The organism is Agromyces sp. NDB4Y10 (assembly GCF_001620055.1).
GTDB classification, from domain to species: Bacteria; Actinomycetota; Actinomycetes; order Actinomycetales; family Microbacteriaceae; genus Agromyces; species Agromyces indicus.
In genome coordinates this window covers 1-22,090 of sequence record NZ_LQGY01000033.1, presented here as the reverse complement: position 1 = coordinate 22,090, position 22,090 = coordinate 1, and the positions used below count along the sequence as shown (strand labels likewise).

Below are 22,090 nucleotides of genomic sequence, written 5' to 3'. Positions count from 1 at the left end.
CAACCGACGCTGACGAGCGCGGCCGTCGCGAGTGATGGCGGATCGCGCCGTCAGCGCGCGGGGCCGTCCTCGCGCAGTTCGTCCGACTCGGGCGCGCGCTCGAGTTCGTGCTCGTGCTCGTCGATGTCGCGACCGAGGTCGTCCTCGATGAGCAGGTCGCGCCGCACGTGGTCGCTGCGGTAGGCGGCGCGTCCGAGCATGTGGGCGGTCATGGGCTGCGTGAGCAGCTGGAACGTCATGATGAGGACCGCCGTCGAGACGACGCCCCACGTCGGTACGCGCAGCACGATCGCGAGCAGGACGACCGCGAGGCCCAGCACCTGCGGCTTCGTGGCGGCGTGCAGGCGGGTGAGGACGTCGGGGAAGCGCAGGATGCCGATGCCGGCGGCCATCGACAGGAACGCGCTGAGCAGGATCAGCCCGCCCACGCCCAGCTCGAACGCGGTCATGAGGCGTCCTGCTTCGCGACGAACCGGGCGATCGCGATCGAACCGACGATGGCGAACATGGCCAGCACGAGGAGCACCACGAGCGTGTCGGTGTGCCGGTTGATCGCCATCTCGGCGGCGAGGCCGCACATGGCGATCGCGAGCAGCACGTCGGTCGCCAGGGCGCGGTCGAGGATCGACGGGCCGCGGATGATGCGGACGATGGCGGCGATCGCGCCCACGCCGAACATGGTCGCGGCGGCGAGGCCGATGATGGCGAGCGGGGTCACGGCATGCCTCCGTTCCGGTCGGTGGCGTCGCCGCGGTCGCGGTCGACGTCGCGGGTCTCCGACGCGGCGTCGTGCTCGGCGACCGGATGCCGCGGCGCGGTCTGGGACGGCGTGACGTCGCCGGTCGGCACCGTGGGCGTCGCCCCGGTCTCGCCGGCCCGCCGACGTCGGCGCGCCTCGTGCACGGCCCGCGCCTGCGCGCGGGTGCCGATGGCGAGCACGATGCGCTCCTCGGTGCGGAGGATCCGCTCGCGCGCCCGGTCGATGTCGGCCTGGTCGCGTGCACCGAGTTCGTGGCAGTACAGCAGCCCGCGCTCGCGGTCGATGTCGACCACGACGGTGCCGGGGACGACCGAGATCGCCTCGGCGGTGAGCGTCGTCACGAGGTCCGAACGGGTGAGGAGCTGGACGTCGATGATCGCGTTCATGGGCTGCCAGGTCGGCCACACGGCCTTCGTCGCGACCTGGATGGAGGCGACGACGACGTCGAACATCATCCGGAGGCCGAGCAGGAGTGCGCGCCACACGTTGAAGCGGCCGCTGAGCAGCACCGGCGGCAGGTAGAGCAGCCGGGTCACGCCGATGGCGAGCAGGATGCCGGTGGTGACCGTCAGCACGTCGATGTGGTCCCACAGGAACACCCACAGGGCGACGAGGCCGAGCAGCAGCGGCAGCTGGCGCCAGACCGCCTCCCACCGGGAGAACTCCTCCGGCTCGGGGGTCCGGCGCTCGCCGGCGGCATCCGTCGTCATCGCACCCCCTCGGGGAAGACCAGCGAGACGTAGACGCTCGCATCGCGGAGGTTCTCGGCCGCGCGCCCCGCGAGGTCGTACAGCGGACCGGCGAACACCGTCAGCGCCACCGTGAGCAGGACGAGGGCCGTCGTGGCGGCGACCATGAGGCGCGGGGTGGTGCGCGTGGCGACCAGGGTGGCGCCCGCCGGAGCCTCCTGCATCGAGTCGATCATCGCCGAGCGGTATCCCTCGACATCGCCGGTGGGACGCCAGAACGCGAGGTTCCAGAACCGCGCGAGGGCGTAGAGCGTCACGAGCGAGGTCGCGGTGCCGACGGCGATGACGACCCAGATCAGCCAGGCCGGACCCGTCGAGGAGGTGCCGAGGGTCTGGGAGGCGGCCGTGCCGTTCGCAGCGTCGGCGCCCGCGACGAACAGGCCGACCTTGCCGAGGAACCCGGAGAACGGCGGGATGCCGCCGAGGTTCAGCGCCGGGACGAAGAACAGCACCGCGAGCACGGGCGACGCGCTGCGGAGCCCGCCGAGTCGCGTGATGGAGGTCGCGCCGCCGAACCGCTCGATGAGGCCCGTCGTGAGGAACAGCGTCGTCTGCACCGTGATGTGGTGCACGACGTAGTAGATGGTGGCCGCGAGGCCGGCGATGCTCGCCAACCCGATGCCGAAGATCATGTAGCCGATGTGGCTCACGAGCGTGAACGACAGCAGTCGCTTGATGTCGGCCTGCGTGAGCGCGCCCAGGATCCCGACGGCCATCGTGAGTCCGCCCACCACGAGGAACAGCGTCGACAGGTCGCTCTCGGGGAAGATGACGGTCTCGGCGCGGATGATCGCGTACACGCCGACCTTCGTGAGCAGGCCCGCGAACACCGCCGTGACCGGCGCGGGGGCCGTCGGGTACGAGTCGGGCAGCCAGAACGACAGCGGGAACACCGCGGCCTTGATGCCGAACGCGATGAGCAGCAGCAGGTGCAGCATGAGCTGCACGTCCTGGGGGAGCTCGGCGATGCGCACCGACAGCTGGGCGATCGTCGCCGTGCCCGTGGCGCCGTAGATCAGCGCGATCGCGCTGAGGAAGAACAGCGACGACATCAGGCTGACGATGATGTAGGTGATGCCCGCGCGGATCCGCTCGCCCGTGCCGCCGAGGGTGAGCAGCACGTAGCTCGCGGAGAGCAGGATCTCGAACCCGACGTAGAGGTTGAACAGGTCGCCTGCGACGAACGCGTTGAAGACACCGGCCGACAGGATCAGATAGGTCGGGTGGAAGATCGACACCGGCGTCTCGCGGTGCTGGTCGGCGATGCCCTGCCCGACCGCGTACACGAGGACGCCGAGCAGCATGATCGCCGAGATGATGATCATGATCGCGCTCAGCCGGTCGACGACGAGCACGATGCCGAACGGCGCCGGCCAGGCGCCGACCTCGACCGCGATGCCCGAACCGGACCCGTCGACCTCTGCGAGCAGCACCACGGCGATCGTCGCCACCGCGGCGAGCACGCCGGTGCTCACCGCCATCTGGGCCCGGAGGTGCCGACCGAGCATGAGCGCGGTCGCCGCGCCGAGCATCGGCAGCAGCACCATGAGCGGCACGAGCGCGTCGGTCATCGGCGCACCTCCTCGTCGCTCGCGTCGAGCACGTCCTGCACGGCCCGGTCGTCCTCGGCGGTGCTGCGGATGAGCCCGGCGGTCTCCACGGCGTCCTCCTCGGCGTCCTCCTCGTCGCCGATGATGTCGCCCTGCGCGCCGAGCTGCGCGAGCCACCAGGTGCGGTAGACGAGCGCGAGCATGAACGCGGTCAGCCCCAGGTTGATGACGATGGCCGTCAGCACGAACGCCTGCGGCAGCGGATCGGACAGCGCGGCCTCGTCGACGCCGTCGACGAGCAGCGGCGCGAGACCGGGGGCGCCGGCCATCGAGAACATGAACAGGTTCACGCCGTTGCCGACGAGCAGGAAGCCGATGAGCACGCGGGTCAGGCTCCGCTCGAGCATCACGGCCACGCCGGCGCCGAACAGCGCCGCCGCGACGATCACGAGCACCAGGGTCGGGGTCATGCCTCGGCCCTCCCGGGTCCGGTGGCGCCCGCGGGGTCGGCGGGCAGGTCGGGGTCGCGAACGGGTCGCGTCGGGTCGGCCGGCTCGGCGGGGTCGGCGGGGACCGCGTCCTCACCGGCCTCGTCGATCTGCCGGTCGATCTCGGCGCCGAGCGTGCGCAGGATGTCGAGCACGAGCCCGACCACGATCAGGTAGACCCCGATGTCGAAGAGCGTCGAGGTGCCGATCGAGAGCACGCCGAGCACGGGCACCTCGGTCTCGAACCAGGTCGACTCGAACACGGTCGCGCCGTACAGCAGCGGCATCGCGGCCGTGCCCGCGGCGAGGAGGAGCCCCGCGCCGAGCACGCGGCCGGCGTCGACGGGCAGCGCCTCGCCGAGCTCGTAGCGCCCGCCCGCGAGATAGCGCGCGACGAGCGCGAGCCCGGCCACGAGCCCGCCCGCGAACCCGCCGCCAGGGGAGTTGTGTCCCACGAAGAGCAGGTAGACCGACACCACGATGGCCGGGTGGAACAGCAGCCGCACGAGCACCTCGATGAGGATCGAGCGGTTGCGAGGCGAGATGGTGCGGCCCGCGAGGAGCCACGTCTGGCGGGTCGCGGCGGCCTCGGCCGCGGCATCCGTCTCGTGGTCGACGTCGGAGAGGCGACGCCGCGCCGAGCGCATCGTGTCGGCCGGTTCGGGCAGCGGCCGCAGCCGGTCGCGCGGCGCGCCGAGGTCGAGCCGCGGGGCGCCGCCCGTGCGGCCCGAGACGAAGATGAGGCTCGCGACGCCGGTGGCGACGGCGACGAGCACCGACACCTCGCCGAGGGTGTCCCACGCGCGGATGTCGACGAGGAGCCCGTTCACGATGTTCTTGGCGTGCGCCTCGAGCGCGAGCGGCGGGTACCCCTCGGAGATCGCCGGCTCCTGCCGTGCGCCGAGCGCCACGAGTCCGGCCACGGCCATGACGAGTGCGGCGAGCGTGCCGATGACGGCGCGCACCGGGGCGCTCACCGTGGACTTGCGGCTCTGGATGTTCCGCGGCAGCCGCCGCAGCACGAGGACGAACACGACGATCGTGATCGCCTCGACGAGGCCCTGGGTGAGCGCGAGGTCGGGCGCGCCGCCCACGCCGAACAGCACCACGAGCCCGAAGCCGGTGACGCCCGCGAGCAGGGCCGCCGCCAGGCGCTGGCGGAGCACCACCACGGCGAGGGCGGCCACGATGATCACGAACCCGACCACGGGCTGCGCGGGCTCGTCGGCGAAGCGCACGTCGGAGGGCCAGCTGTCGTTCATCAGCGCCGCGCCGCCGACGCCGAGGATGAGCACGCTCACCGTCACGGCGAGGTAGCCGGGCAGGCCGCCGGACTGGATGAAGGTGGTGAGCCAGGCGGCGAACCGGTCGACGCCGCGCACGATGCGCAGGTAGCCGCGACCGGCCTCGAACGTGTCGGGCAGCGCCGCCTGCGCGCGGGCGACCGCGGCGCGGCGCCACACCATGAGCGCACCGAGCGCGTAGACCCCGAGCGAGATGAACAGCGCCGGCTCGAACCCGTGCCAGAGCGCCAGCTTGTACTCGGTCGGGCCGGGCAGGCCGACGGATGCCGCGGCGATGAGCGGCTCGATGGCGGCGACGCCGATCGAGGCGGCGAGCGAGGTCACCGCGAGCACGCCGGGCGCGACCGCGATGAGCGGCGACTCGCGGTGCAGCGGCGGCTCGGGCACGCCGGGCTTGCGCCCGAAGGCGCCCATCACGAATCGCGCGCTGTACGCGACGGTGAGCACCGAGCCGATGATCGCCCCGACGAGCCCGACCCACGCCCACGCGCCGCCCTCGGCGCCGTACGCGAGCTGCGCGTGGAACACCGTCTCCTTCGCGACGAACCCGAGCACGGGCGGCAGGCCGGCCATCGAGGCCGCGGCGACGGTGGCGATCGCCGCGATCCAGGGCATGCTGCGGCCGAGGCCGGACAGCTCGCGCACGTCGCGCGTGCCGGTCGCGTGGTCGATGATGCCGACCGTGAGGAACAGGGCCGCCTTGAAGAGCGCGTGCGCGAGGAGCAGTGCGCCGGCGGCGAGCTGCCCGTCGCGGGTGCCGATCGAGGCGACGAGCACGAGGAAGCCGAGCTGGCTCACCGTGCCGTAGGCGAGCAGCAGCTTGAGGTCGGTCTGCCTCAGCGCTCGCCATCCGCCGACGAGCATCGTGAACGCGCCCAGGCCGATGAGCAGCGGATGCCACACGGCGAGCTCCGCGTACCCCGGCGCGAGCCGCATCACGAGGTACACGCCCGCCTTCACCATCGCCGCGGCGTGCAGGTAGGCGGACACTGGCGTGGGGGCGGCCATCGCGGCCGGGAGCCAGAAGTGGAAGGGGACGAGCGCGCTCTTGGAGATGGCCCCGACGAGCACCAGTGCGATGCCGACCTCGCCCGCGACCCCGACGACCGGGTTGGCGATGAGCTCGGCGAGCGACGTCGTGCCGCCCGCCACGGTGAGCACGACGAGGCCGACGAACATCGTGAGGCCGCCGAACACGGTGACGGTGAGGGCCTGCAGCGCGGCGCCACGGCTCTCGCGCTTGGCGGAGTCGTGCCCGATGAGCAGGTACGACAGCACGCTCGTGAACTCCCAGAACGTGAACAGCACGTACACGTCGTCGGCCGTGACGAGGCCGAGCATGACGCCCGCGAAGCCGAGCAGGAGGGCCGCGAATCGCCCGAGGTTCGGCTCGTCGTCGCGGAAGTACCAGGTGCAGTAGAGCAGCACGAGCGCGCCGACGCCCGTGACGATGAGCGCGAGCAGGAGCGAGAGCGGGTCGAGCCGGAACGACAGGGAGATGTCGAGCGCCTGGATCCACGGGATGCGCTCGGTGACGACGCTGCCCTCGGCGGTCATGGGCACGTGCCACAGCAGCCACGCGAAGACGCCCGCGGGGACCAGCGCGATGACCGGGAAGATGCGGCGACCCAGCGCCCGCGCTGCGAACGGGGTGACGACGGCCACGAGCCCGAACAGCACGAGCGAGAGGATCATCCATCCTCCCGCTTCGCATCGACCGTTCCTGTCCGGTCATTCTATCGGGGGCACGTGAACGGATGCCGGGAGCCCTCCGGACTGCGAGGATGGCCGCATGCACGTGCTCATCGACGCCGCCGAACTCGCCGCCCGGCTCGACGACCCCAGCACGGTCGTGCTCGACGTGCGATGGACCCTCGCCGAGCCCGACGGACGCGACGCGTACCGCGCAGGGCATATCCCGGGCGCCGTCTACGTCGACCTGGACACGGAGCTCGCCGACCACTCGGCGACCGGCGAGGGGCGGCATCCGTTGCCCGGCGAGGCCGCGTTCACGGAGGCCATGCGGCGCTGGGGCCTGCGCGGGGGCGACCTGGTCGTGGCGGTCGACGACGCGGGCGGCATGTCGGCGGCCCGAGCGTGGTGGCTGCTGCGGCACGCCGGATGGCGCGACGTGCGCCTGCTCGACGGCGGCCTCGGCGCGTGGCGCGAGGCCGGCCTGCCGCTCGAGACCGGCGACGTCGTGCCGGAGCCGGGCGACGCGACGGCCCGCTTCGGCGGGATGCCCGTCGTCGACCTCGACGAGGCCGACGCGCTCGCGTCCGCCGAGGCGGGGGTGCTGCTCGACGCCCGCGCGGCCGAGCGGTACCGCGGCGACGTCGAGCCGATCGACCCGCGCGCCGGGCACATCCCCGGCGCGGTGTCCGCGCCGACGACCGGGAACCTCGGCGCCGACGGGCGGTTCCTGCCCGCCGAGGTGCTGCGGGAACGGTTCTCGGCGCTCGGCGCGGACGGGCGGCATCCGCTCGCCGTGTACTGCGGGTCGGGGGTGAACGCGGCGCACCAGGTCGCCGCGCTCGCCGTCGCGGGCCTCGACGCCGCCCTCTACCCGGGATCGTTCAGCCAGTGGTCGAACGTGCGCGAGCGTCCGGTCGCGACCGGACCCGAGCCGGGCGGCGACTGACGCCCGTCACTCCGGAGGTCGGTGGCCGACGGCGATGAGCGTGGTCAGGTCCACCGTGGCGGAGCCGCGGGACAGCCCCGCGACGTAGCGCTCGCGGACCGCCTCGCGCGTCTCGTCGTCGAGTCCGCCGATGAACGCCCGGAAGCCCGTGCCGGTCACGAGGCGCCAGGCCAGCTCGGGATCGAGGTCGAGGTGGCGCGGCACCACCTCGGCGCGCACGTCGGCGAGGCCGCGCTCGGTGAGCCAGTGGGCGAAGTTGCCGGCCGTGTCGGCGCCCACGATGGTGGCGCGGCGCGCGTCGTCGAAGCTCGGCACGCGCTCGTCGTCGGTGGGCAGCGCCTCGGCCAGGAGTTCGCCGATACGGTCCATCGCGCCGGTCGCCCACACCGTGAACACGGCGCGGCCGCCGGGTCGCACGCACTCGACGAGATGCCGCGTGCCGGCCGCCGGATCCTCGAAGAACAGGATGCCGAGCACGCACTGCACGAGGTCGTAGCCCGTGTACGGCCACGTCGTGACGTCGCCCACCTGGGGGCGCAGCTGCGGCATCCGCTCGCCCGCGCGCTCGCGCATGATCTCGACCAGCGGTTCGGCCAGGTCGACCGCGTCGACCACCCCGCCCGGCCCCACGAGTTCGGCCGTCGGCACGGCCGACGCGCCGTCGCCGGCGCACGCGTCGAGCACGCGCTCGTCGAAGCGGGGCTGGGAGCGGAGCACCGTCGCGCGCGAGATCGGGTTCCAGATCACCTCGTCGAGTTCGGCGAACGCCTCCCATCCGCCCCGGAACGACGTGATGAAATCGGGCTCGGCCCTGACATCCCCCATGTGCACATTGTGGTGCCCACCGGCCGATCCGTGAAGACTCAGCAAACGGAAAGCGGATTGCGTGCAGACTGGAGGGCGACTTCGCTCCCCGATCGAAACGAGAATCCCTCATGAACCGTGCCCTGCGTCGAGGTGCGCCCATCGCGCTCGCCTCCGTGACCGCCCTGCTCCTCACCGGTTGCGCCGGAGACCCCGCCGAGCCCGAGCCCACCGCCTCCGAAGAGGCCGCCGCGTGCCTCGAGGTCGACGCGGGCGAGCAGAGCGACGCCGTCGAGGTCGACGGCGAGTTCGGCGCCACCGCCACCGCCTCGTTCGAGACGCCCCTCGAGGCCGAGGAGCTCCAGCGCACGCTCGACATCGAGGGCGACGGCGACGTCACGGCCCCCGGCGACGAGGTCTCCGTCGTGGTCACCGCCTTCAAGGGCTCGACCGGCGACCAGGTCTTCTCGCAGCCCACGTCGCTGACCATCGGCGACGGCTCGCTCTACGAGGGCTTCCTCGCGGGCGTCGACTGCGTGCCGATCGGATCCCGCGTCGTCACCGTCGCGCCCGCGTCGTCCGTCTACGGCGAGCAGGGCAACGAGTCGATCGGCGTCGAGCCCGGCGAGACGCTCGTCATCGTCACCGACGTGCAGGACGTCGTCGAGGCCGAGGACCTGCCCACCCCCAGCGAGTGGACCGAGAACGTGCCCGAGGTCGAGTTCGACGGCGACGGCGTGCCCACCGTGACGATCCCCGACACCGAGCCGCCGGCCGACTACCAGCTCAAGGTGCTCGAGGAGGGCGACGGCGACACCGTCGAGGCCGGCCAGGTCGTCTCGCTCCACTACCAGGGCCTCAACTGGGCGACGAAGGAGATCTTCGACCAGAGCTTCGGCAACCCCGACCCGGCGCGCTTCGGCACGGGCGACGTGATCCCCGGCTTCGGCGGCGCGCTCGTCGGCCAGAAGGTCGGCAGCAAGCTCATCGTCACCATCCCGCCGGCGCTCGGCTACGGCGAGGAGGAGTCCGCGAACGGGCTCGGCGGGCAGACGCTCGTGTTCGTCGTCGACATCCTCGAGGTCCGCGACAACTGACCTGACGTCCGCCCCGACGCCGCGCCCGCGGCATCCGTTCACCGCAGCGGATGCCGCGGGCGTCGTCGTTCGCGGCCCGGCTCGCAGGTGCGCCACAGCGATATCCCCGCGGGTATTCAGGTGCAGCCACGAGGCTGGGAATGCCCCGGTCAGGGGTGATGTTGTACCTGTATCCGGGACCGACCCGACCTGACCCGGTTCCGGCGATTGGAGGACACGTGGGCATCAGCTACGTCGAGTTCGAGGACGAAGCCGGCATCCTGCGTCGCTACCGCAAGCACGTCAACGGTCGTGGCCTCGTCGCGACGACCGCGAAGGTGGATCCGACGGCGTTCGTCGACCCGACCGCCTACGTCGATCCGGGCGCGCAGGTGCAGCGCGGAGCCGTCATCTCGCACGGCGCCTGGATCGAGCAGGACGCGATCGTCGCCGAGAAGGCGACCATCGGCGTGAACGCGCACGTCGGACGCGGCGCCGTCGTCGGACGCTTCGCGGTCGTCGGGCCGTACGCGGCCGTCGGCGCGAACGCGCGCGTGCAGAACGGCGCCCGGGTCCCGCGCGAGGCGCACGTCGCCGAGGGCGGCGAGCACCGCGCGTCGGGCGACGACCTGCGCCGGCTCGGCCTCGCGGCCTGACCCGCCGCGGCGCGGCGCGCCACCGCCGCACCGCCGCACCCCGACCCACCCGATGCCCCGGGCCCCGCGCCCGGGGCATCGTCATGTCCGGGCGGTGCCTTCGCAGGACGTTCCGCGATCTGCAGGACGCGACCCGGCGTTCGCGTCCGACATTCCACCGCACGTCCTGCACTGCGGGGTGACGCCGGGGCGCCCGGCTGGAAGGATCGGGGCATGGGGAACGAGATCGCACCCGACTGGTGGAAGTCGGCCGTCGTGTACCAGGTGTACCCGCGCAGCTTCCAGGACTCCGACGGCGACGGCGTCGGCGACCTCCGCGGCATCATGCAACGGCTCGACCACCTCGAACGCCTCGGCGTCGACGTGGTGTGGCTCTCGCCCGTCTACCGGTCGCCGCACGCCGACAACGGGTACGACATCAGCGACTACCAGGACATCGACCCCGCGTTCGGCACGCTCGCCGACTTCGACGAGCTCCTCGCGGCGATGCACGCCCGGGGCATGAAGCTCGTCATGGACCTCGTCGTCAACCACACCTCCGACGAGCACGCGTGGTTCGTCGAGTCGCGGTCGAGCCGCGACAACCCCAAGCGCGACTGGTACTGGTGGCGCCCGCCGCGCGAGGGCACGCAGGGCGGCGACCCCGGTGCGGAGCCGACGAACTGGGAGTCGTTCTTCTCCGGTCCCACGTGGGAGTGGGACGAGGCGACCGGCGAGTACTACCTGCACCTGTTCGACGTGAAGCAGCCCGACCTGAACTGGGAGAACCCGGAGGTCCGGGAGGCCGTCTACGAGATGATGCGCTGGTGGCTCGACCGCGGCGTCGACGGCTTCCGGATGGACGTCATCAACCTCATCTCGAAGCATCCGTCACTGCCCGACGGGCCCGTTCGGGACGGCAAGCGGTACGGCGACGGCGGGGCGTCGTACACCAACGGCCCGCGCCTGCACGAGTTCCTGCAGGAGATGCACCGCGAGGTGTTCGACGGGCGCGACGGGCTCATCACGGTCGGCGAGACGCCGGGGGTGACGCTCGACGAGGCGATCCTGTTCACCGACCCGGGCCGCCGGGAGGTCGACATGGTGTTCCAGTTCGAGCACGTCGGGCTCGACCACGGCATCAGCAAGTTCCGGCCCCGGCCGCTCGAGCCCGGCGAGCTCGCGGCATCCCTCGTCAAGTGGCAGGAGGGCCTGCACGACGTCGGCTGGAACAGCCTCTACCTCGAGAACCACGACCAGGCACGGTCGGTCAGCCGATTCGGCGACGCCGACGAGCACTGGTACGCCTCGGCGACCGCGCTCGCGACGATGCTGCACCTCATGCGCGGCACGCCGTACGTCTACCAGGGCCAGGAGCTCGGCATGACGAACGCGCCGTTCTCGGTGATCGACGACTACCGCGACGTCGAGTCGCTGAACGCGTACGCCGAGGAGGTCGCGAGCGGCACGGCGGTCGCCGACGCGCTGTACGGTCTCAGCCTCATGAGCCGCGACCACGCGCGCACCCCGATGCAGTGGGATGCGACGACCAACGCGGGCTTCACGTCGGGCACGCCGTGGCTCGCCGTCAATCCCAACCACGACCGCATCAACGCCGCCGCGCAGCTCGGCGACCCGGGCTCGGTGTTCGAGTACTACCGGCAGCTCATCGCGCTCCGGCACGAGCGGCCGGTGGTCGCCCACGGCTCGTTCGAGCGAGCGGATGCCGGGCACCCGGCGATCCTCGCCTACGAGCGCGTGCACGGGGCCGAACGGCTGCTCGTCGTCGTGAACCTGACGTCGGCCGAGCACGACCCGGTGTTCCCCGACGAGGTCGCGGCGCGCTGGGGGACGGGCGCGGGGGAGCCGGGCGACGTGCCGATCCTGACCAACACGATCCCGGACTCGCCGGCCCCGTTCGACGCGTCGCTGGCGCCGTGGGAGGCCCGCGTCTACGCCGCCGGCGCCTGACGCGTCGCCTCAGGGGGCGAGGCCGGCGGCGAGCAGCTCGAGCGTGCGGGCGCGGCCGGATGCGGCATCCGCCGGCTCGTCGGCCCGTGCGCCCGCGACCGGCGCGATCATGACCTCGTCGACGCCGTGGCGTTCGGCGAGGGTGCGCACAGCGGATGCCGCGGCATCCGCGTCGGCCACGACCCAGCGGGGTCGCATGCGCGCGATGACCTCGTCGGCGTCCGAGTCGCGCGGCGCCGCGAGTGCCTCGTCGACGGTCTCGAGCGGGCGCATGGGCCGGTTGAGGCGCAGCCGCGCCATCGAGCGCAGCTGGGGGAGCGCGAGCTGCTCGGCCTCGTCGGCGGTGTCGGCGACCACCGCGTTCAGCGTCAGGATCGTCTGCGGCGACGGATGCCGCTCGCTCGGCCGGTACTCGGAGCGATACAGCTCGAGGGCCCGCTCGAGCCCCTCGCCCGAGAAGTGGTTCGCGAACACGTACGGCAGCCCCAGCTCGGCCGCGAGCCGCGCCGAGTAGTCGGAGCTGCCGAGCAGCCACAGCTCGGGCACCGCGGTCGCCGCGGGGGTGGCCTGGATCGGGTACTCGCGCCCGCTCGTCAGCCGCAGCGTCGCCCCGTCGGGCGAGAGCAGGCTCAGGATGTCGGCGACATGGTCGGGGAAGCGGTCGACATCGGCCGTCGGCCCAGAGATGCGCAGCAGTTGCGTGATCACCGGGTCACTGCCGGGCGCGCGCCCGATGCCGAGGTCGATGCGCCCCGGCGCGAGCGCCTCGAGCGCGGCGAACTGCTCGGCCACCACGAGCGGCGCGTGGTTCGGCAGCATCACGCCGCCCGACCCCACGCGGATCCGCTCCGTGCGCGCGGCCGTCGCGGCGATGAGCACGGGCGGCGTCGTCGAGGCCACCGCGGGCATGTTGTGGTGCTCGGCGAACCAGTAGCGGGTGAAGCCGAGGCGGTCGGCGACCTGGGCGAGGGCGACGGATGCCGCGACGGCATCGGCCGACGTCTGGCCGCTCCGCACGGGCACGAGGTCGAGCACTGAGAGACGGGGTGTGAGCAGCATCCCTCTCCCCAACCGGGCCGGTCGCGCGGGTATTCCGGACGGCGAACCGCGACCGGAAGCACGGGATAACCCTGAGCCGATCCGGGGGATGACCCTCTGTCCCGGGCGCCCCGCACGTCATTGGATGGAACCCGTCGTGAGCGCCCCCGGCAACCCGGGCGGCCGTCGGAGCAAGCGCCCTACCTCGGCCCGGCCCGCGACCCACGCACCTGAAAGGAACCACCCGTGAACTCCCTTGCCTTCGACACCGTCGCGCTCTCGCTGCGCGAGGCGTTCGCCATGCTCGACGAGCGGCTCGACGGTCGGCTCCACCTGCCCGGAGACGCCGACTGGGACGCCGTCCGCGCGGCCTGGAACCTCGCCGTCGACCAGCGGCCCGCGGCCGTCGTGGTCGCGGCATCCGTCGCCGACATCGCCACCACCGTGCGCGCCGCACGCGACCTCGGACTCGCCGTCGCCCCGCAGGCCACCGGCCACAACGCCGCACCGCTCGTCGACGGCCACGGGCTCGCCGACGCGATCCTGCTCCGCACCCACGAGCTCCGCGGCGTGGAGGTGCGCCCCAACCAGCGCATCGCCCGCGTCGAGCCCGGCGCGCTCTGGGGCGACGTGGTCGCCGCCACCGCGCCGCACGGACTCACCGCGCTCGCCGGATCGTCGCACGACGTCGGCGTCGTCGGGTACACGCTGGGCGGGGGCGTCTCGTTCCTCGGACGCGCCCACGGGCTCGCGGCCAACCACGTCGTCGCGGTCGAGCTCGTCACCGCCGACGGCGAGTTCCGCCGCGTCGACGCCGAGCACGACCCCGAGCTGTTCTGGGCGGTCCGCGGCGGCGGCGGCGACTTCGGCGTCGTCACCGCCCTCGAGTTCGGCCTGTTCGCGATCGAGCAGGTCATCGCCGGGGCGCTGTTCTTCCCGATCGACCGCGCCGGCGAGGTCCTCGAGACCTGGGCCGAGTGGACCGCGTCGGTGCCCGACACCGTCACGTCGGTCGGGCGGGTGCTGCGCTTCCCGATCATGCCCGAGCTGCCGCCGTTCCTCTCCGGCCGCTCGTTCGCGCTCATCGAAGCCGTCGTGCAGGAGACGCCCGAGGTCGCCGACCGCCTGCTCGCGCCGCTGCGCGCGCTCGCGCCCGAGATCGACACGATCCACCCGCAGGCCCCGGCCGAGCTGCTGCAGCTGCACATGGACCCGCCCGGACCGACCCCCGGCCACGGCGACGCCATGATGCTCAAGGACCTGCCCGCCGAGGCCGTGCGCGCGTTCATCGCCGCGGTCGGACCCGAGTCGGACACGGCGCTGCTGTCGGCCGAGATCCGCCACCTCGGGGGAGCGTTCGACCCGTCCGCGGCCGTCGAGCTCGCCGCCGAACGGGACCTGCCCGCCCCCGGTGCGATCGCCGGGTTCGAGGGGCGCTACCTCGTGTTCGGCGTCGGCATCGCCGCACCCGACACGATCGACGCGGTCGTCGCATCGCTCGGACGCCTGCTCGCCCGCATCGAGCCGTGGCGTGCCGCCGAGGAGTACCTCAACTTCACCGAGCGTCCCGCCGCCGGTGAGCGCTTCTTCGGCGACGACGGACGACTCGCACGGCTGCGGGCGCTCAAGGCGGCGATCGACCCCACGGGCGTCATCCGCTCGAACCACCCCGTGCGCCGCTGACGGAACCACGCGGGAACGGACCCGGCCGGACGGCCGGGTCCGTTTTCCATGTCCCGCTGGGTCTGTCGGATCGGAGCCGAGGTTCCTAGGCTGGGGACACGCGACGGCGAGGTCGTCGTCGCCGGAATCGGAGGAGGACGAATGACGGTCCACTACGAACTGCCCACCCCGAGCGACTTCACGACGCTCGCCGGTGAGCACCATCCCGCGGTCACGATCTACGCCTCGACGGCGCCGATCGTCAGCGAACGGGAACGCGCCGAGACGGCGGTGAAGAGCGCGTTCGACGAGGCGCTCGACCGGCTCCGCGCCGACGGCGAGGACCCGGCGGCGATCACGGCGCTCAAGGCCGAACGAGACCGGGTGCTCGCCGACGACGACGTGTGGAGGTCGCTCTCGCGCTCGCTCGCCGTCTTCGCGGCACCGGGCTTCAACGAGGTGTACGTGCTGCCGAACCGGCTCGACGACGCCGTGCACGTCGGATCGCACTTCACGCTCGGACAACTGCTGCGCGCACCGAGCCAGGACCAGGAGGCGTTCGCGGTCACCCTGTCGTCGAACGAGTGGGCGCTGTGGCATGCGCTGCCCACCTCGCGCGCCGAGGAGATGCCGCTCGACCCGAACCTGCCGAAGAACCTCGAGGAGGCCGTCAACCGCGACCTCGGCGAACCGATCCGCAAGAAGGGCGCCGGGCACGGCGACCGCGGTACGCCCGAGCAGGACCGCCGCCCCGAGATCCAGGACAACTACGCCAAGCAGGTCGCCGACGCGGTCTGGCAGGCGCTGCACACCCAGGACCCCGACGGCCGCGTGCCGCTGTTCGTGTTCGCGGCCGAGCCGCTGCTCACGTCGTTCATGGATCGGGCGCACAACGGACGCCGCGTCGTGGCCGTCCCGGGCGGCGCCGACCGCCTGAACGCGGCCGAGATCGACGAGGAACTCCGCCGCCAGCTGGCGGCGCTCAACGTGCGGGAGGCGAAGTCGGCGCTCAAGGGTCTCGCCGACGGCAGCGCCGGACGCGTCGAGCGCGACCTCGCCGCGATCGGTCGGATGGCCGCCGAGGGCGGCGTCGAGACGCTCTGGTTCGACTTCACCACCTCGGTCAACGGCACGCTCGACCCCGAATCCGGGGCGGTCGAGTTCGCCACCTCGAACGGCGGCGGACCGGCGCTCGCCGACGGGACGCGCGCGGGCGACCTCCTGCCCGAGCTGGCGATGATGGTGCTGTCGCGGGGCGGCAAGGTCGTCACCGTGCGCGGGGAGGACCTCCAGGACACCGAATGGACGGGACCGGCCGTGGCCGAGCTGCGGTTCGCCCTGACGTAGGCGGGAGTCCGCGTCATGCCGCGGGGTCGCTCCGGACGGGGCGGCCCCGCGGTCTGCGTCAGGCGGTGGCGGCCACCGGGCCGGCGGCGGCGACGGCGGTGCGGGCGGCGTGGAGCGTGCGGGTCGCGGCATCCGCCATCGCCCGGACCAGCGTGGAGATCGGGGCGAGGCGGCGGTGCGCGTCGGGCCGTGAGGCGCGGGCGCCGGCGCCGAAGCCGGGGACCGCCTCGAGGACCGGCACGACGACCGCCGGCTGGCACTCGAGGTGCACCTCGATCTCGCGCGTGCGGGGGTCCTCGATGATGGCCTCGAAGGCGACGCGTGCGCGGCGGACGCGTCCGCGGCGTCGCGGCGGCGTCGAGCGGATGCCGAGCCGGAGCCGTTCGGGCGACGTGCCGACGCCCGCGGGCCCGGCGGGGACGAACTCGACCCGCCACAGCTCGCTCGGGCACTCGGCGACGCCGGCGACGTGGATCAGGCGAACCCCGCCGGACGTGATCGCCACAGCGGAGAGCTGGTCCGGGTGCACGTGCGCGTGATCGGTGAGGTGCGACATGTGCGCAGACGCTACGGGCGCGGCCCGGCGGCGGCATCAGGGGTGACGCTGAGATCGGGGCATCCGTTTTCCGCAACCCCTGCGACCGCCTCCCCGGCCGACCTAGGCTTGCGGGATGCGATTCGGATTCTTCGTTCCCCAGGGATGGCGCCACGACCTCGTCGGCATCGAGCCGGCCGACCACTGGTCGACGATGCACGGCCTCGCGGCGCACGCCGACCGCGAGGACTCGCCGTGGGAGTCGATCTGGGTCTACGACCACTTCCACACCGTCCCCGTCGCGAGCGACACCGAGGCGACGCACGAGGCGTGGTCGCTGATGTCGGCGTTCGCCGCCTCGACCTCGCGCGTGCGGCTCGGCCAGATGTGCACGTGCATGTCGTACCGCAATCCGGCCTACCTCGCGAAGGTCGCCGCGACGGCGGACCTCATCTCCGGCGGGCGCATCGAGATGGGCATCGGCGCCGGATGGTACGAGCACGAGTGGCGCGCGTACGGGTACGGGTTCCCCGACGCTCCCGCGCGGCTGCGGATGCTGCGCGAGGGCGTCGAGATCATGCACCAGGCGTGGACGACCGGCCGTGCGAGCCTCGACGGGGAGTTCTACCAGGTCGACGGCGCGATCGTGCAGCCGCAGCCGCTGCAGCCCGGCGGCATTCCCATGTGGGTCGCCGGCGGCGGTGAGAAGGTGACGCTGAAGATCGCCGCGAAGTACGCGTCGTACACGAACTTCTTCGGCAGCCCCGAGGAGTTCAGCCACAAGAGCGAGGTGCTCCGCGGGCACACCGACAGGCTCGGCCGCGACTACGACTCGATCGTGCGCAGCGCCAACTTCAACACCGTCATCGGCGAGGACGAGGCGGATGTCGCGCGGCGCCTGGAGGCGATCGAGGCGCGCGTCGCCCCGTACCTCGGACCCGAGGTGACCGAGCGGTTCATGAACGACTACCGGGGGCCGTCGGCGATCGCCGTGGGCACGCCCGAGCAGGTCGTCGAGCGGCTCCTCGACATGAAGGAGCGCGGCCTGGGCTACGCGATCCACTACTTCCCGGAGCTCGCGTTCGACCGCACCGGGCTCGAGCTCTACGAGCGCGAGGTGCTCCCCGCCCTGCGCTGACCGGCACGGGGCCTTTTTCAGGAGTTATCCGGCGGGTCGTGTCGGTCAGCGGCGTGTCGTCCTGAGAACGGTGCCGAATCGGCGAGACGTCCTGAGAAGCGCAGTCCGAACGGACGGCGCAGTCCGAGCGGATGGCGCGGGCCGAGCGGATGGCGCGGGCCGAGCGGATGGCGCAGGCCGAGCGGATGGCGCGGTCCGAGCGGATGGCGCGGGGCGAGCGGATGGCGCGGTCCGAGCGGATGGCGCGGCCCGGGGCTGCGCGAAACGGCCCCCGCCCGGGCGGGCGGGGGCTGTTCGGCGTCGGGGCGACGGATGCCGCGGCTCAGGCGGCGGCGGAGTCCGCCTCGACCTCGTCGAGCTTCGCCGCGAGTTCGGCGTCGGACGGCTCGGTGAAGTGGGTGCCGTCGGGGAACACGACCACGGGGATGTTCGTGCGGCCGGAGATGGCCTTCGCGCGGGCCGCGCCCTCGACGACGACCTCGAGGTCGACGTACTCGTAGTCGACGCCGCGGCGATCGAGCAGCGCCTTCGAACGGCGGCAGTCGCCGCACCAGTCGGCGCCGTACATCGTGATGCGGTCGGGATTCACGTCGGTCGAGGTGGTCATGCGGATACCCTACGTGGATACCCTGTGAGGGATTCTCAGCGACGGTCGCCGCGGGTTGGCGCGGGCAACGCGTCCGGCGCGGTCACCGGACCGGGGCGCGGTCGAGCGTCGGCAGTTCCACGCCGACCAGCCGGGCGAAGGCACTGAGCTGCGCCACGCCCTGCGGGGTCCGCGGCAGTGCGTCGAGCAGGCCGGGGGAGTACACCAGGAAGGCCGCGACCTGCGCCCGCGAGATGGCGACGTTGAGGCGGTTCTTGAGCAGCAGGAACTCGATGCCCCGCGGCGCGGCGGCAGCCGAGGAGGCGGCGAGCGTCACGATGGCCACGGCCGCCTCCTGCCCCTGGAACTTGTCGACCGTGCCGACGGGCACGTCGCGGAACCCGGCGCGGTCGAGCGCGTCGCGCACGAGCGAGAGCTGGGCGTTGTAGGGCGTCACCACGATGAGGTCGGCCTGCGTCAGCGGGCGCGCGTCGGCGGGGCCCGGGTCGGTTCCGCCGCTCGCATCGGTGTAGGTGCGGGCGGTCAGGGACGCGGCGATGCGCACGACCTCGGCCGCCTCCTCGGGCGATTCCGTCGTGTTGCCGTCGTGGACGACCGGGACGGGGGTGAGTCCCGGGTCGACGCCCTCGATCGAGCGGAGCGCGGCGCACTCGTGCGACTCGAGCTCGCCCTCGTACGACAGGTGGGAGACGGGCGCGGCGAGCGCGGGGTGCATGCGGCGGCTCTGCGCGAGGAAGTAGCCGAGCTCGTCGGGGAGGACGTCGTGCCCGTCGGCGATCCACCCCAGCGCGGACATGTCGACCGGCTCGGGGTGCGTGCCCTGGCTGACCTGGGGGAGCTGCTGCGGGTCGCCGAGGAGCAGCAGGCGTCGCGCCGCGACCGACGCGGCGATGGTCGACGCGAGGGAGAACTGCCCGGCTTCGTCGATCACCAGCAGGTCGAGCGCGCGACGCCCCACCCGACCGGCGTTCGCGAAGTCCCAGGCGGTGCCGCCGTAGACGAACCCGGTGGCTGCGTTCGCCGCCAGGTAGGCGGACGCGCCGTCCTTCTCGATCGTGGTCCACGGTCGGTCGATGCCGTCGTCGCGGTCCTTCGGCGCCTTCGCGACGAGGCGGGGATCGAGCCCGGCGGCGACGACCGCGTCGAGCAGGTGCTCGACGACGGCGTGCGACTGCGCGACCACGCCGATCTTCCAGCCGTGGTGGCCGACGAGTCTCGCGATGACCCGCGAAGCGACGTAGGTCTTGCCCGTGCCGGGCGGCCCCTGCACGGCGAGGTAGGAGTCGTCGAGGTCGCCGAGCGACCGCGCGACGGCACCGACGTAGTCGTGGTCGGGCAGCGGAGCGAGCGATCCCGATCTCGTGCGCGGCGGGATGCGGCGCAGAAGGTCGACGGCCGGGTCGCGCGGCCAGTCCGGCTGCCGATCGACGATCGGGCGCGCCCATTCCGCGATGGCGTCCTTCTGGCGGCCCGCGGGCGGGGGATTGCCCGGCACCAGCGCCGCCGGCAGTTCCCGCCACGTCTCGCCGGCGACCGAGCGCTCGCACACGAGCACGCCGTCGGGCGCGGCCTCGAGCACCGTGGCGCGCGTGCTCGCACGGGAACCGGGACGCCGCACGTCGGACGGGAACGGCGCCGGCCATTCGTAGAGCAGGTAGAGCTCGGCGCCCGGACTGAAGCGCGATCCGGGGGCGATCCGGCCGCGCAGCAGCAGCTCGCGGCGATCCTGCTGCTGCCGACCCTCGCGATACCAGTCCTGCGTCACCCGGGTCTGCGCCGGGTCGACGACGAGGACGTCGCGGTGGTCCTCCCAGGCTTCGAGCGGTTGCTCGACGCGGAAGAAGTGCCCCCACCAGAAGCTCTTCATCTCCCGGTCGTGGTAGTCGATCGCGGCCGCCGCCATGGCGAGCGCCCGGCGATCGGGGTCGGCGGTGCGCTGCTCGGCCGGACCGGCGAGCCGCTCGAGCTCGACGGCGAGCGGACTGGCCGCGTACTGCTTGCCGGTGGGCTCGGCGAGCAGCAGGGCGGGAACGGGCGCGATGCCGCGCGACCGCGCGAGCCCGAGCAGCCAGTCGCGGAGGCGCAGCGTGGACACGCAGTCGTAGCGGTTGTACTCGGCAAGGTCGTCGAGCACGTGCTGTGCCGCGGCCTCGCCCGACAGCCCGGTCGCCGGGTCGAACCCGCCGGTCTCGCGCAGTTCGCGCGCCCGCACGTACTCGAGGATGGAGTCGCCGCCGGACTTCACGTCGGCCTCGCGCAGCTCGTCGCCCATGTAGAGCGGCTCGAGCTTCTTGATCGAGTACGAGCGGCTGCCGACGCGAACGGCGCGCTTGACGACGGGGTACAGGTCGACCAGCACGCCGTCGGCCAGCAGCTGGTCGACCTCGGCCTCGCCGACCCCGTGCCGGGCGGCGATCGAGGTCAGGTGCGTGCGCTCGTAGCTGGCGTAGTGGTAGATGTGCAGGTTCGGGTACCGCTCACGCCGCTCGCGGACGAACGCGAGGAAGCGGAGGAGCGCCTCGCGTTCCTCGTCGAAGCTGTGCGCCCAGATCGGCGTGAACCGCTCGTCGACGTCGATCATGCCGAAGAGGTAGTCGAGGCCCCACTGCGTCGCGGCGCCCTCGGTGTAGAGCGGGTCGCCCTCGAAGTCGAAGAAGAGGTCGCCGGGGTCGGGCTCGGGGATCGCGGCGAGCGCGCCGGGCTCGCGCACCTCGACGGGCGGCGGCAGCGGCGGGTCGTCGGGGGCACGGGTGCCGGATGCCGCGGCGTCGAGTTCGGCCGCCTCGGCCGCGAGCTGCAGCCGCGCCTGCACGCGGAGCCCGTCGAGCGTGGCGTCGAGCACGCCCTCGACGGGGCCTGAGGAGGCGGCGAGCTGGTCGATCGTGGTGATGCCGGCGTCGACGAAATGCGCCCGCTGCGTGGTGCGCATGCCGGCCACGAGCAGCAGGTCGCGGTGGGCCTGGACCTCGAGGTCGCAGGTCGGGCATCGCCCGTCGAACGTGTAGCGCGGGTCGCCCCACGCCACCGGCGCCTCGTCGGCGAGGCGCTCGTCGACGATCCGACGGAGGCGGTCGCGACGGAGGAGGTAGACGGGCTCGATGTCGTCGAGGCGGTGCGAACTGGTGGTGCCGTCGCCGAGCAGCAGCTCGACGGTCTCGGCGCGCGGGATGCCGAGCCGGTCGAGCTGGGCGGCGTACGCGGCGAGCTGCAGGAGCGCGGTCACGCGCGCTCGCCGCGCGAGCTTGGAATCCTGCACGAGGTAGCGCCCGTCGGGCTGTCGCACGATGAAGTCGGCGAATCCGACGAACCCGTCGTCGACGAACGTCGCCTGGAAGACGACCGGCGCGCCCGACTCGAACGCCGCTCGCGTCGCCTCGACGGCGGCGTCGAGCTGCTCGGGGTCGCGCAGGTCGGGTCGCGCGATCTCGACCACGCCGGCCCCGAACTCGTCGCGGTAGCGCTGCAGCACGCGCTCCTCGTGCGCGTCGCCGAGCCGGCCGGCGCGTTCGAGCATGGCATCCGTCGAGGGCTCGAAGAGCGTGTCGCGGCCGAGCTTGACGTCGAGCTCGCGGAGGAACGCGAACTCGCAGTCGGACGCCTTCTTGAGGTCGCTCGCGCTCGTGACGACCGTGTCGCCCACCAGGTACATCCGAGCCTCCCGACCTCGTCGTGCGATCAACGCTAGCCGCGACATCCGACACCGGCGCACGCGCCCGCGACGGCCGGCACGCCGGACGCGCCGGCACGCCGGACGCGCCGGGCCGACGGCGGCCCGCGGCGACGGC

At 72.9% G+C, this 22,090-nt stretch carries 18 protein-coding genes; 7 read left to right on the top strand and 11 right to left on the bottom strand.

What is annotated here, in order from left to right; genetic code table 11:
• Positions 1–50: 50 nt before the first annotated feature.
• Genes mnhG through AVP42_RS08605 form a run of 6 tightly spaced genes read right to left on the bottom strand, consistent with a single transcriptional unit; the run spans position 51 to position 6,546 of the window.
• Positions 51–449, bottom strand: a complete 399-nt coding sequence (gene mnhG, locus AVP42_RS08630) for a monovalent cation/H(+) antiporter subunit G (protein WP_067948090.1) — start codon at positions 447–449, stop codon at positions 51–53.
• A complete protein-coding gene (locus tag AVP42_RS08625; RefSeq protein ID WP_067948089.1) occupies positions 446–718 on the bottom strand; it encodes a monovalent cation/H+ antiporter complex subunit F in 273 nt (90 codons plus the stop codon). Before AVP42_RS08625 ends, mnhG begins: the two co-directional genes overlap by 4 nt.
• The gene (locus AVP42_RS08620; RefSeq protein ID WP_067948087.1) at positions 715–1,470 is read right to left on the bottom strand and encodes a Na+/H+ antiporter subunit E; all 756 of its coding nucleotides are present in this window, start codon (positions 1,468–1,470) and stop codon (positions 715–717) included. Before AVP42_RS08620 ends, AVP42_RS08625 begins: the two co-directional genes overlap by 4 nt.
• Entirely contained in the window at positions 1,467–3,080 is a 1,614-nt protein-coding gene (locus AVP42_RS08615) for a Na+/H+ antiporter subunit D (protein ID WP_067948085.1), read from the bottom strand. Before AVP42_RS08615 ends, AVP42_RS08620 begins: the two co-directional genes overlap by 4 nt.
• Entirely contained in the window at positions 3,077–3,529 is a 453-nt protein-coding gene (locus tag AVP42_RS08610) for a sodium:proton antiporter (protein WP_067948083.1), read from the bottom strand. The genes AVP42_RS08615 and AVP42_RS08610 overlap by 4 nt, the downstream gene beginning before the upstream one ends.
• Positions 3,526–6,546 (bottom strand): Na+/H+ antiporter subunit A, encoded by a 3,021-nt coding sequence (locus AVP42_RS08605; RefSeq protein WP_082847117.1) that lies wholly within the window; start codon positions 6,544–6,546, stop codon positions 3,526–3,528. Before AVP42_RS08605 ends, AVP42_RS08610 begins: the two co-directional genes overlap by 4 nt.
• 97 nt (positions 6,547–6,643) lie before the next feature.
• Between AVP42_RS08605 and AVP42_RS08600 the strand changes: the two genes are divergently transcribed.
• Positions 6,644–7,492 (top strand): sulfurtransferase, encoded by an 849-nt coding sequence (locus AVP42_RS08600; protein WP_067948081.1) that lies wholly within the window; start codon positions 6,644–6,646, stop codon positions 7,490–7,492.
• A gap of 6 nt (positions 7,493–7,498) precedes the next feature.
• Here the strand turns inward: AVP42_RS08600 and AVP42_RS08595 are convergent, their stop codons facing one another.
• The gene (locus AVP42_RS08595) at positions 7,499–8,317 is read right to left on the bottom strand and encodes a class I SAM-dependent methyltransferase (protein WP_067948079.1); all 819 of its coding nucleotides are present in this window, start codon (positions 8,315–8,317) and stop codon (positions 7,499–7,501) included.
• Positions 8,318–8,427: 110 nt separating this feature from the next.
• Here AVP42_RS08595 and AVP42_RS08590 point away from each other — a divergent pair, with 110 nt between their 5' ends.
• From AVP42_RS08590 to AVP42_RS08580, 3 genes are all read left to right on the top strand, one after another.
• Complete coding sequence (locus AVP42_RS08590; protein ID WP_067948077.1) at positions 8,428–9,393, top strand: FKBP-type peptidyl-prolyl cis-trans isomerase; 966 nt, start codon at positions 8,428–8,430, stop codon at positions 9,391–9,393.
• Between the two features lie 218 nt (positions 9,394–9,611).
• A complete protein-coding gene (locus AVP42_RS08585; protein WP_067948075.1) occupies positions 9,612–10,028 on the top strand; it encodes a hypothetical protein in 417 nt (138 codons plus the stop codon).
• 213 nt (positions 10,029–10,241) lie between these two features.
• The gene (locus AVP42_RS08580; RefSeq protein ID WP_067948073.1) at positions 10,242–11,978 is read left to right on the top strand and encodes an alpha-glucosidase; all 1,737 of its coding nucleotides are present in this window, start codon (positions 10,242–10,244) and stop codon (positions 11,976–11,978) included.
• 9 nt (positions 11,979–11,987) lie between these two features.
• Here the strand turns inward: AVP42_RS08580 and AVP42_RS08575 are convergent, their stop codons facing one another.
• Positions 11,988–13,037, bottom strand: coding sequence for an LLM class flavin-dependent oxidoreductase (locus tag AVP42_RS08575; protein WP_067948071.1), 1,050 nt, complete (start codon positions 13,035–13,037; stop codon positions 11,988–11,990).
• Positions 13,038–13,262: 225 nt separating this feature from the next.
• On the opposite strand from AVP42_RS08575, the gene AVP42_RS08570 reads away from it, so the two are divergent.
• Both AVP42_RS08570 and AVP42_RS08565 read left to right on the top strand, forming a co-directional pair.
• Positions 13,263–14,699, top strand: a complete 1,437-nt coding sequence (locus AVP42_RS08570; RefSeq protein ID WP_231878588.1) for an FAD-binding oxidoreductase — start codon at positions 13,263–13,265, stop codon at positions 14,697–14,699.
• 141 nt (positions 14,700–14,840) lie between these two features.
• Positions 14,841–16,025: a hypothetical protein gene (locus AVP42_RS08565; RefSeq protein WP_067948069.1), complete on the top strand. Its 1,185-nt coding sequence runs from the start codon at positions 14,841–14,843 to the stop codon at positions 16,023–16,025.
• A 58-nt stretch (positions 16,026–16,083) separates the two neighbouring features.
• On the opposite strand, the gene AVP42_RS08560 is transcribed toward AVP42_RS08565, so the two are convergent.
• Entirely contained in the window at positions 16,084–16,581 is a 498-nt protein-coding gene (locus AVP42_RS08560; RefSeq protein WP_067948067.1) for a hypothetical protein, read from the bottom strand.
• 115 nt (positions 16,582–16,696) lie between these two features.
• On the opposite strand from AVP42_RS08560, the gene AVP42_RS08555 reads away from it, so the two are divergent.
• Positions 16,697–17,698 (top strand): LLM class F420-dependent oxidoreductase, encoded by a 1,002-nt coding sequence (locus AVP42_RS08555; RefSeq protein WP_067948066.1) that lies wholly within the window; start codon positions 16,697–16,699, stop codon positions 17,696–17,698.
• Between the two features lie 322 nt (positions 17,699–18,020).
• Here the strand turns inward: AVP42_RS08555 and AVP42_RS08550 are convergent, their stop codons facing one another.
• Together AVP42_RS08550 and AVP42_RS08545 are read right to left on the bottom strand one after the other, a co-directional pair.
• Positions 18,021–18,305, bottom strand: a complete 285-nt coding sequence (locus AVP42_RS08550; protein WP_067948064.1) for a glutaredoxin domain-containing protein — start codon at positions 18,303–18,305, stop codon at positions 18,021–18,023.
• Between the two features lie 82 nt (positions 18,306–18,387).
• Positions 18,388–21,954, bottom strand: coding sequence for a bifunctional RecB family nuclease/DEAD/DEAH box helicase (locus AVP42_RS08545; RefSeq protein ID WP_067948062.1), 3,567 nt, complete (start codon positions 21,952–21,954; stop codon positions 18,388–18,390).
• Positions 21,955–22,090: the final 136 nt, after the last annotated feature.

Bases quoted from the DNA above. Each gene is read 5' to 3' on its own strand.
- AVP42_RS08545 (WP_067948062.1), bottom strand. From the start codon at position 21,954: ATGTACCTGGTGGGCGACACGGTCGTCACGAGCGCGAGCGACCTCAAG.
- AVP42_RS08565 (WP_067948069.1), top strand. From the start codon at position 14,841: ATGACGGTCCACTACGAACTGCCCACCCCGAGCGACTTCACGACGCTC.
- AVP42_RS08595 (WP_067948079.1), bottom strand. From the start codon at position 8,317: ATGGGGGATGTCAGGGCCGAGCCCGATTTCATCACGTCGTTCCGGGGC.
- AVP42_RS08580 (WP_067948073.1), top strand. From the start codon at position 10,242: ATGGGGAACGAGATCGCACCCGACTGGTGGAAGTCGGCCGTCGTGTAC.
- AVP42_RS08560 (WP_067948067.1), bottom strand. From the start codon at position 16,581: ATGTCGCACCTCACCGATCACGCGCACGTGCACCCGGACCAGCTCTCC.
- AVP42_RS08550 (WP_067948064.1), bottom strand. From the start codon at position 18,305: ATGACCACCTCGACCGACGTGAATCCCGACCGCATCACGATGTACGGC.
- AVP42_RS08555 (WP_067948066.1), top strand. From the start codon at position 16,697: ATGCGATTCGGATTCTTCGTTCCCCAGGGATGGCGCCACGACCTCGTC.
- AVP42_RS08575 (WP_067948071.1), bottom strand. From the start codon at position 13,037: ATGCTGCTCACACCCCGTCTCTCAGTGCTCGACCTCGTGCCCGTGCGG.
- AVP42_RS08600 (WP_067948081.1), top strand. From the start codon at position 6,644: ATGCACGTGCTCATCGACGCCGCCGAACTCGCCGCCCGGCTCGACGAC.
- AVP42_RS08610 (WP_067948083.1), bottom strand. From the start codon at position 3,529: ATGACCCCGACCCTGGTGCTCGTGATCGTCGCGGCGGCGCTGTTCGGC.
- mnhG (WP_067948090.1), bottom strand. From the start codon at position 449: ATGACCGCGTTCGAGCTGGGCGTGGGCGGGCTGATCCTGCTCAGCGCG.
- AVP42_RS08605 (WP_082847117.1), bottom strand. From the start codon at position 6,546: ATGATCCTCTCGCTCGTGCTGTTCGGGCTCGTGGCCGTCGTCACCCCG.
- AVP42_RS08590 (WP_067948077.1), top strand. From the start codon at position 8,428: ATGAACCGTGCCCTGCGTCGAGGTGCGCCCATCGCGCTCGCCTCCGTG.
- AVP42_RS08615 (WP_067948085.1), bottom strand. From the start codon at position 3,080: ATGACCGACGCGCTCGTGCCGCTCATGGTGCTGCTGCCGATGCTCGGC.
- AVP42_RS08620 (WP_067948087.1), bottom strand. From the start codon at position 1,470: ATGACGACGGATGCCGCCGGCGAGCGCCGGACCCCCGAGCCGGAGGAG.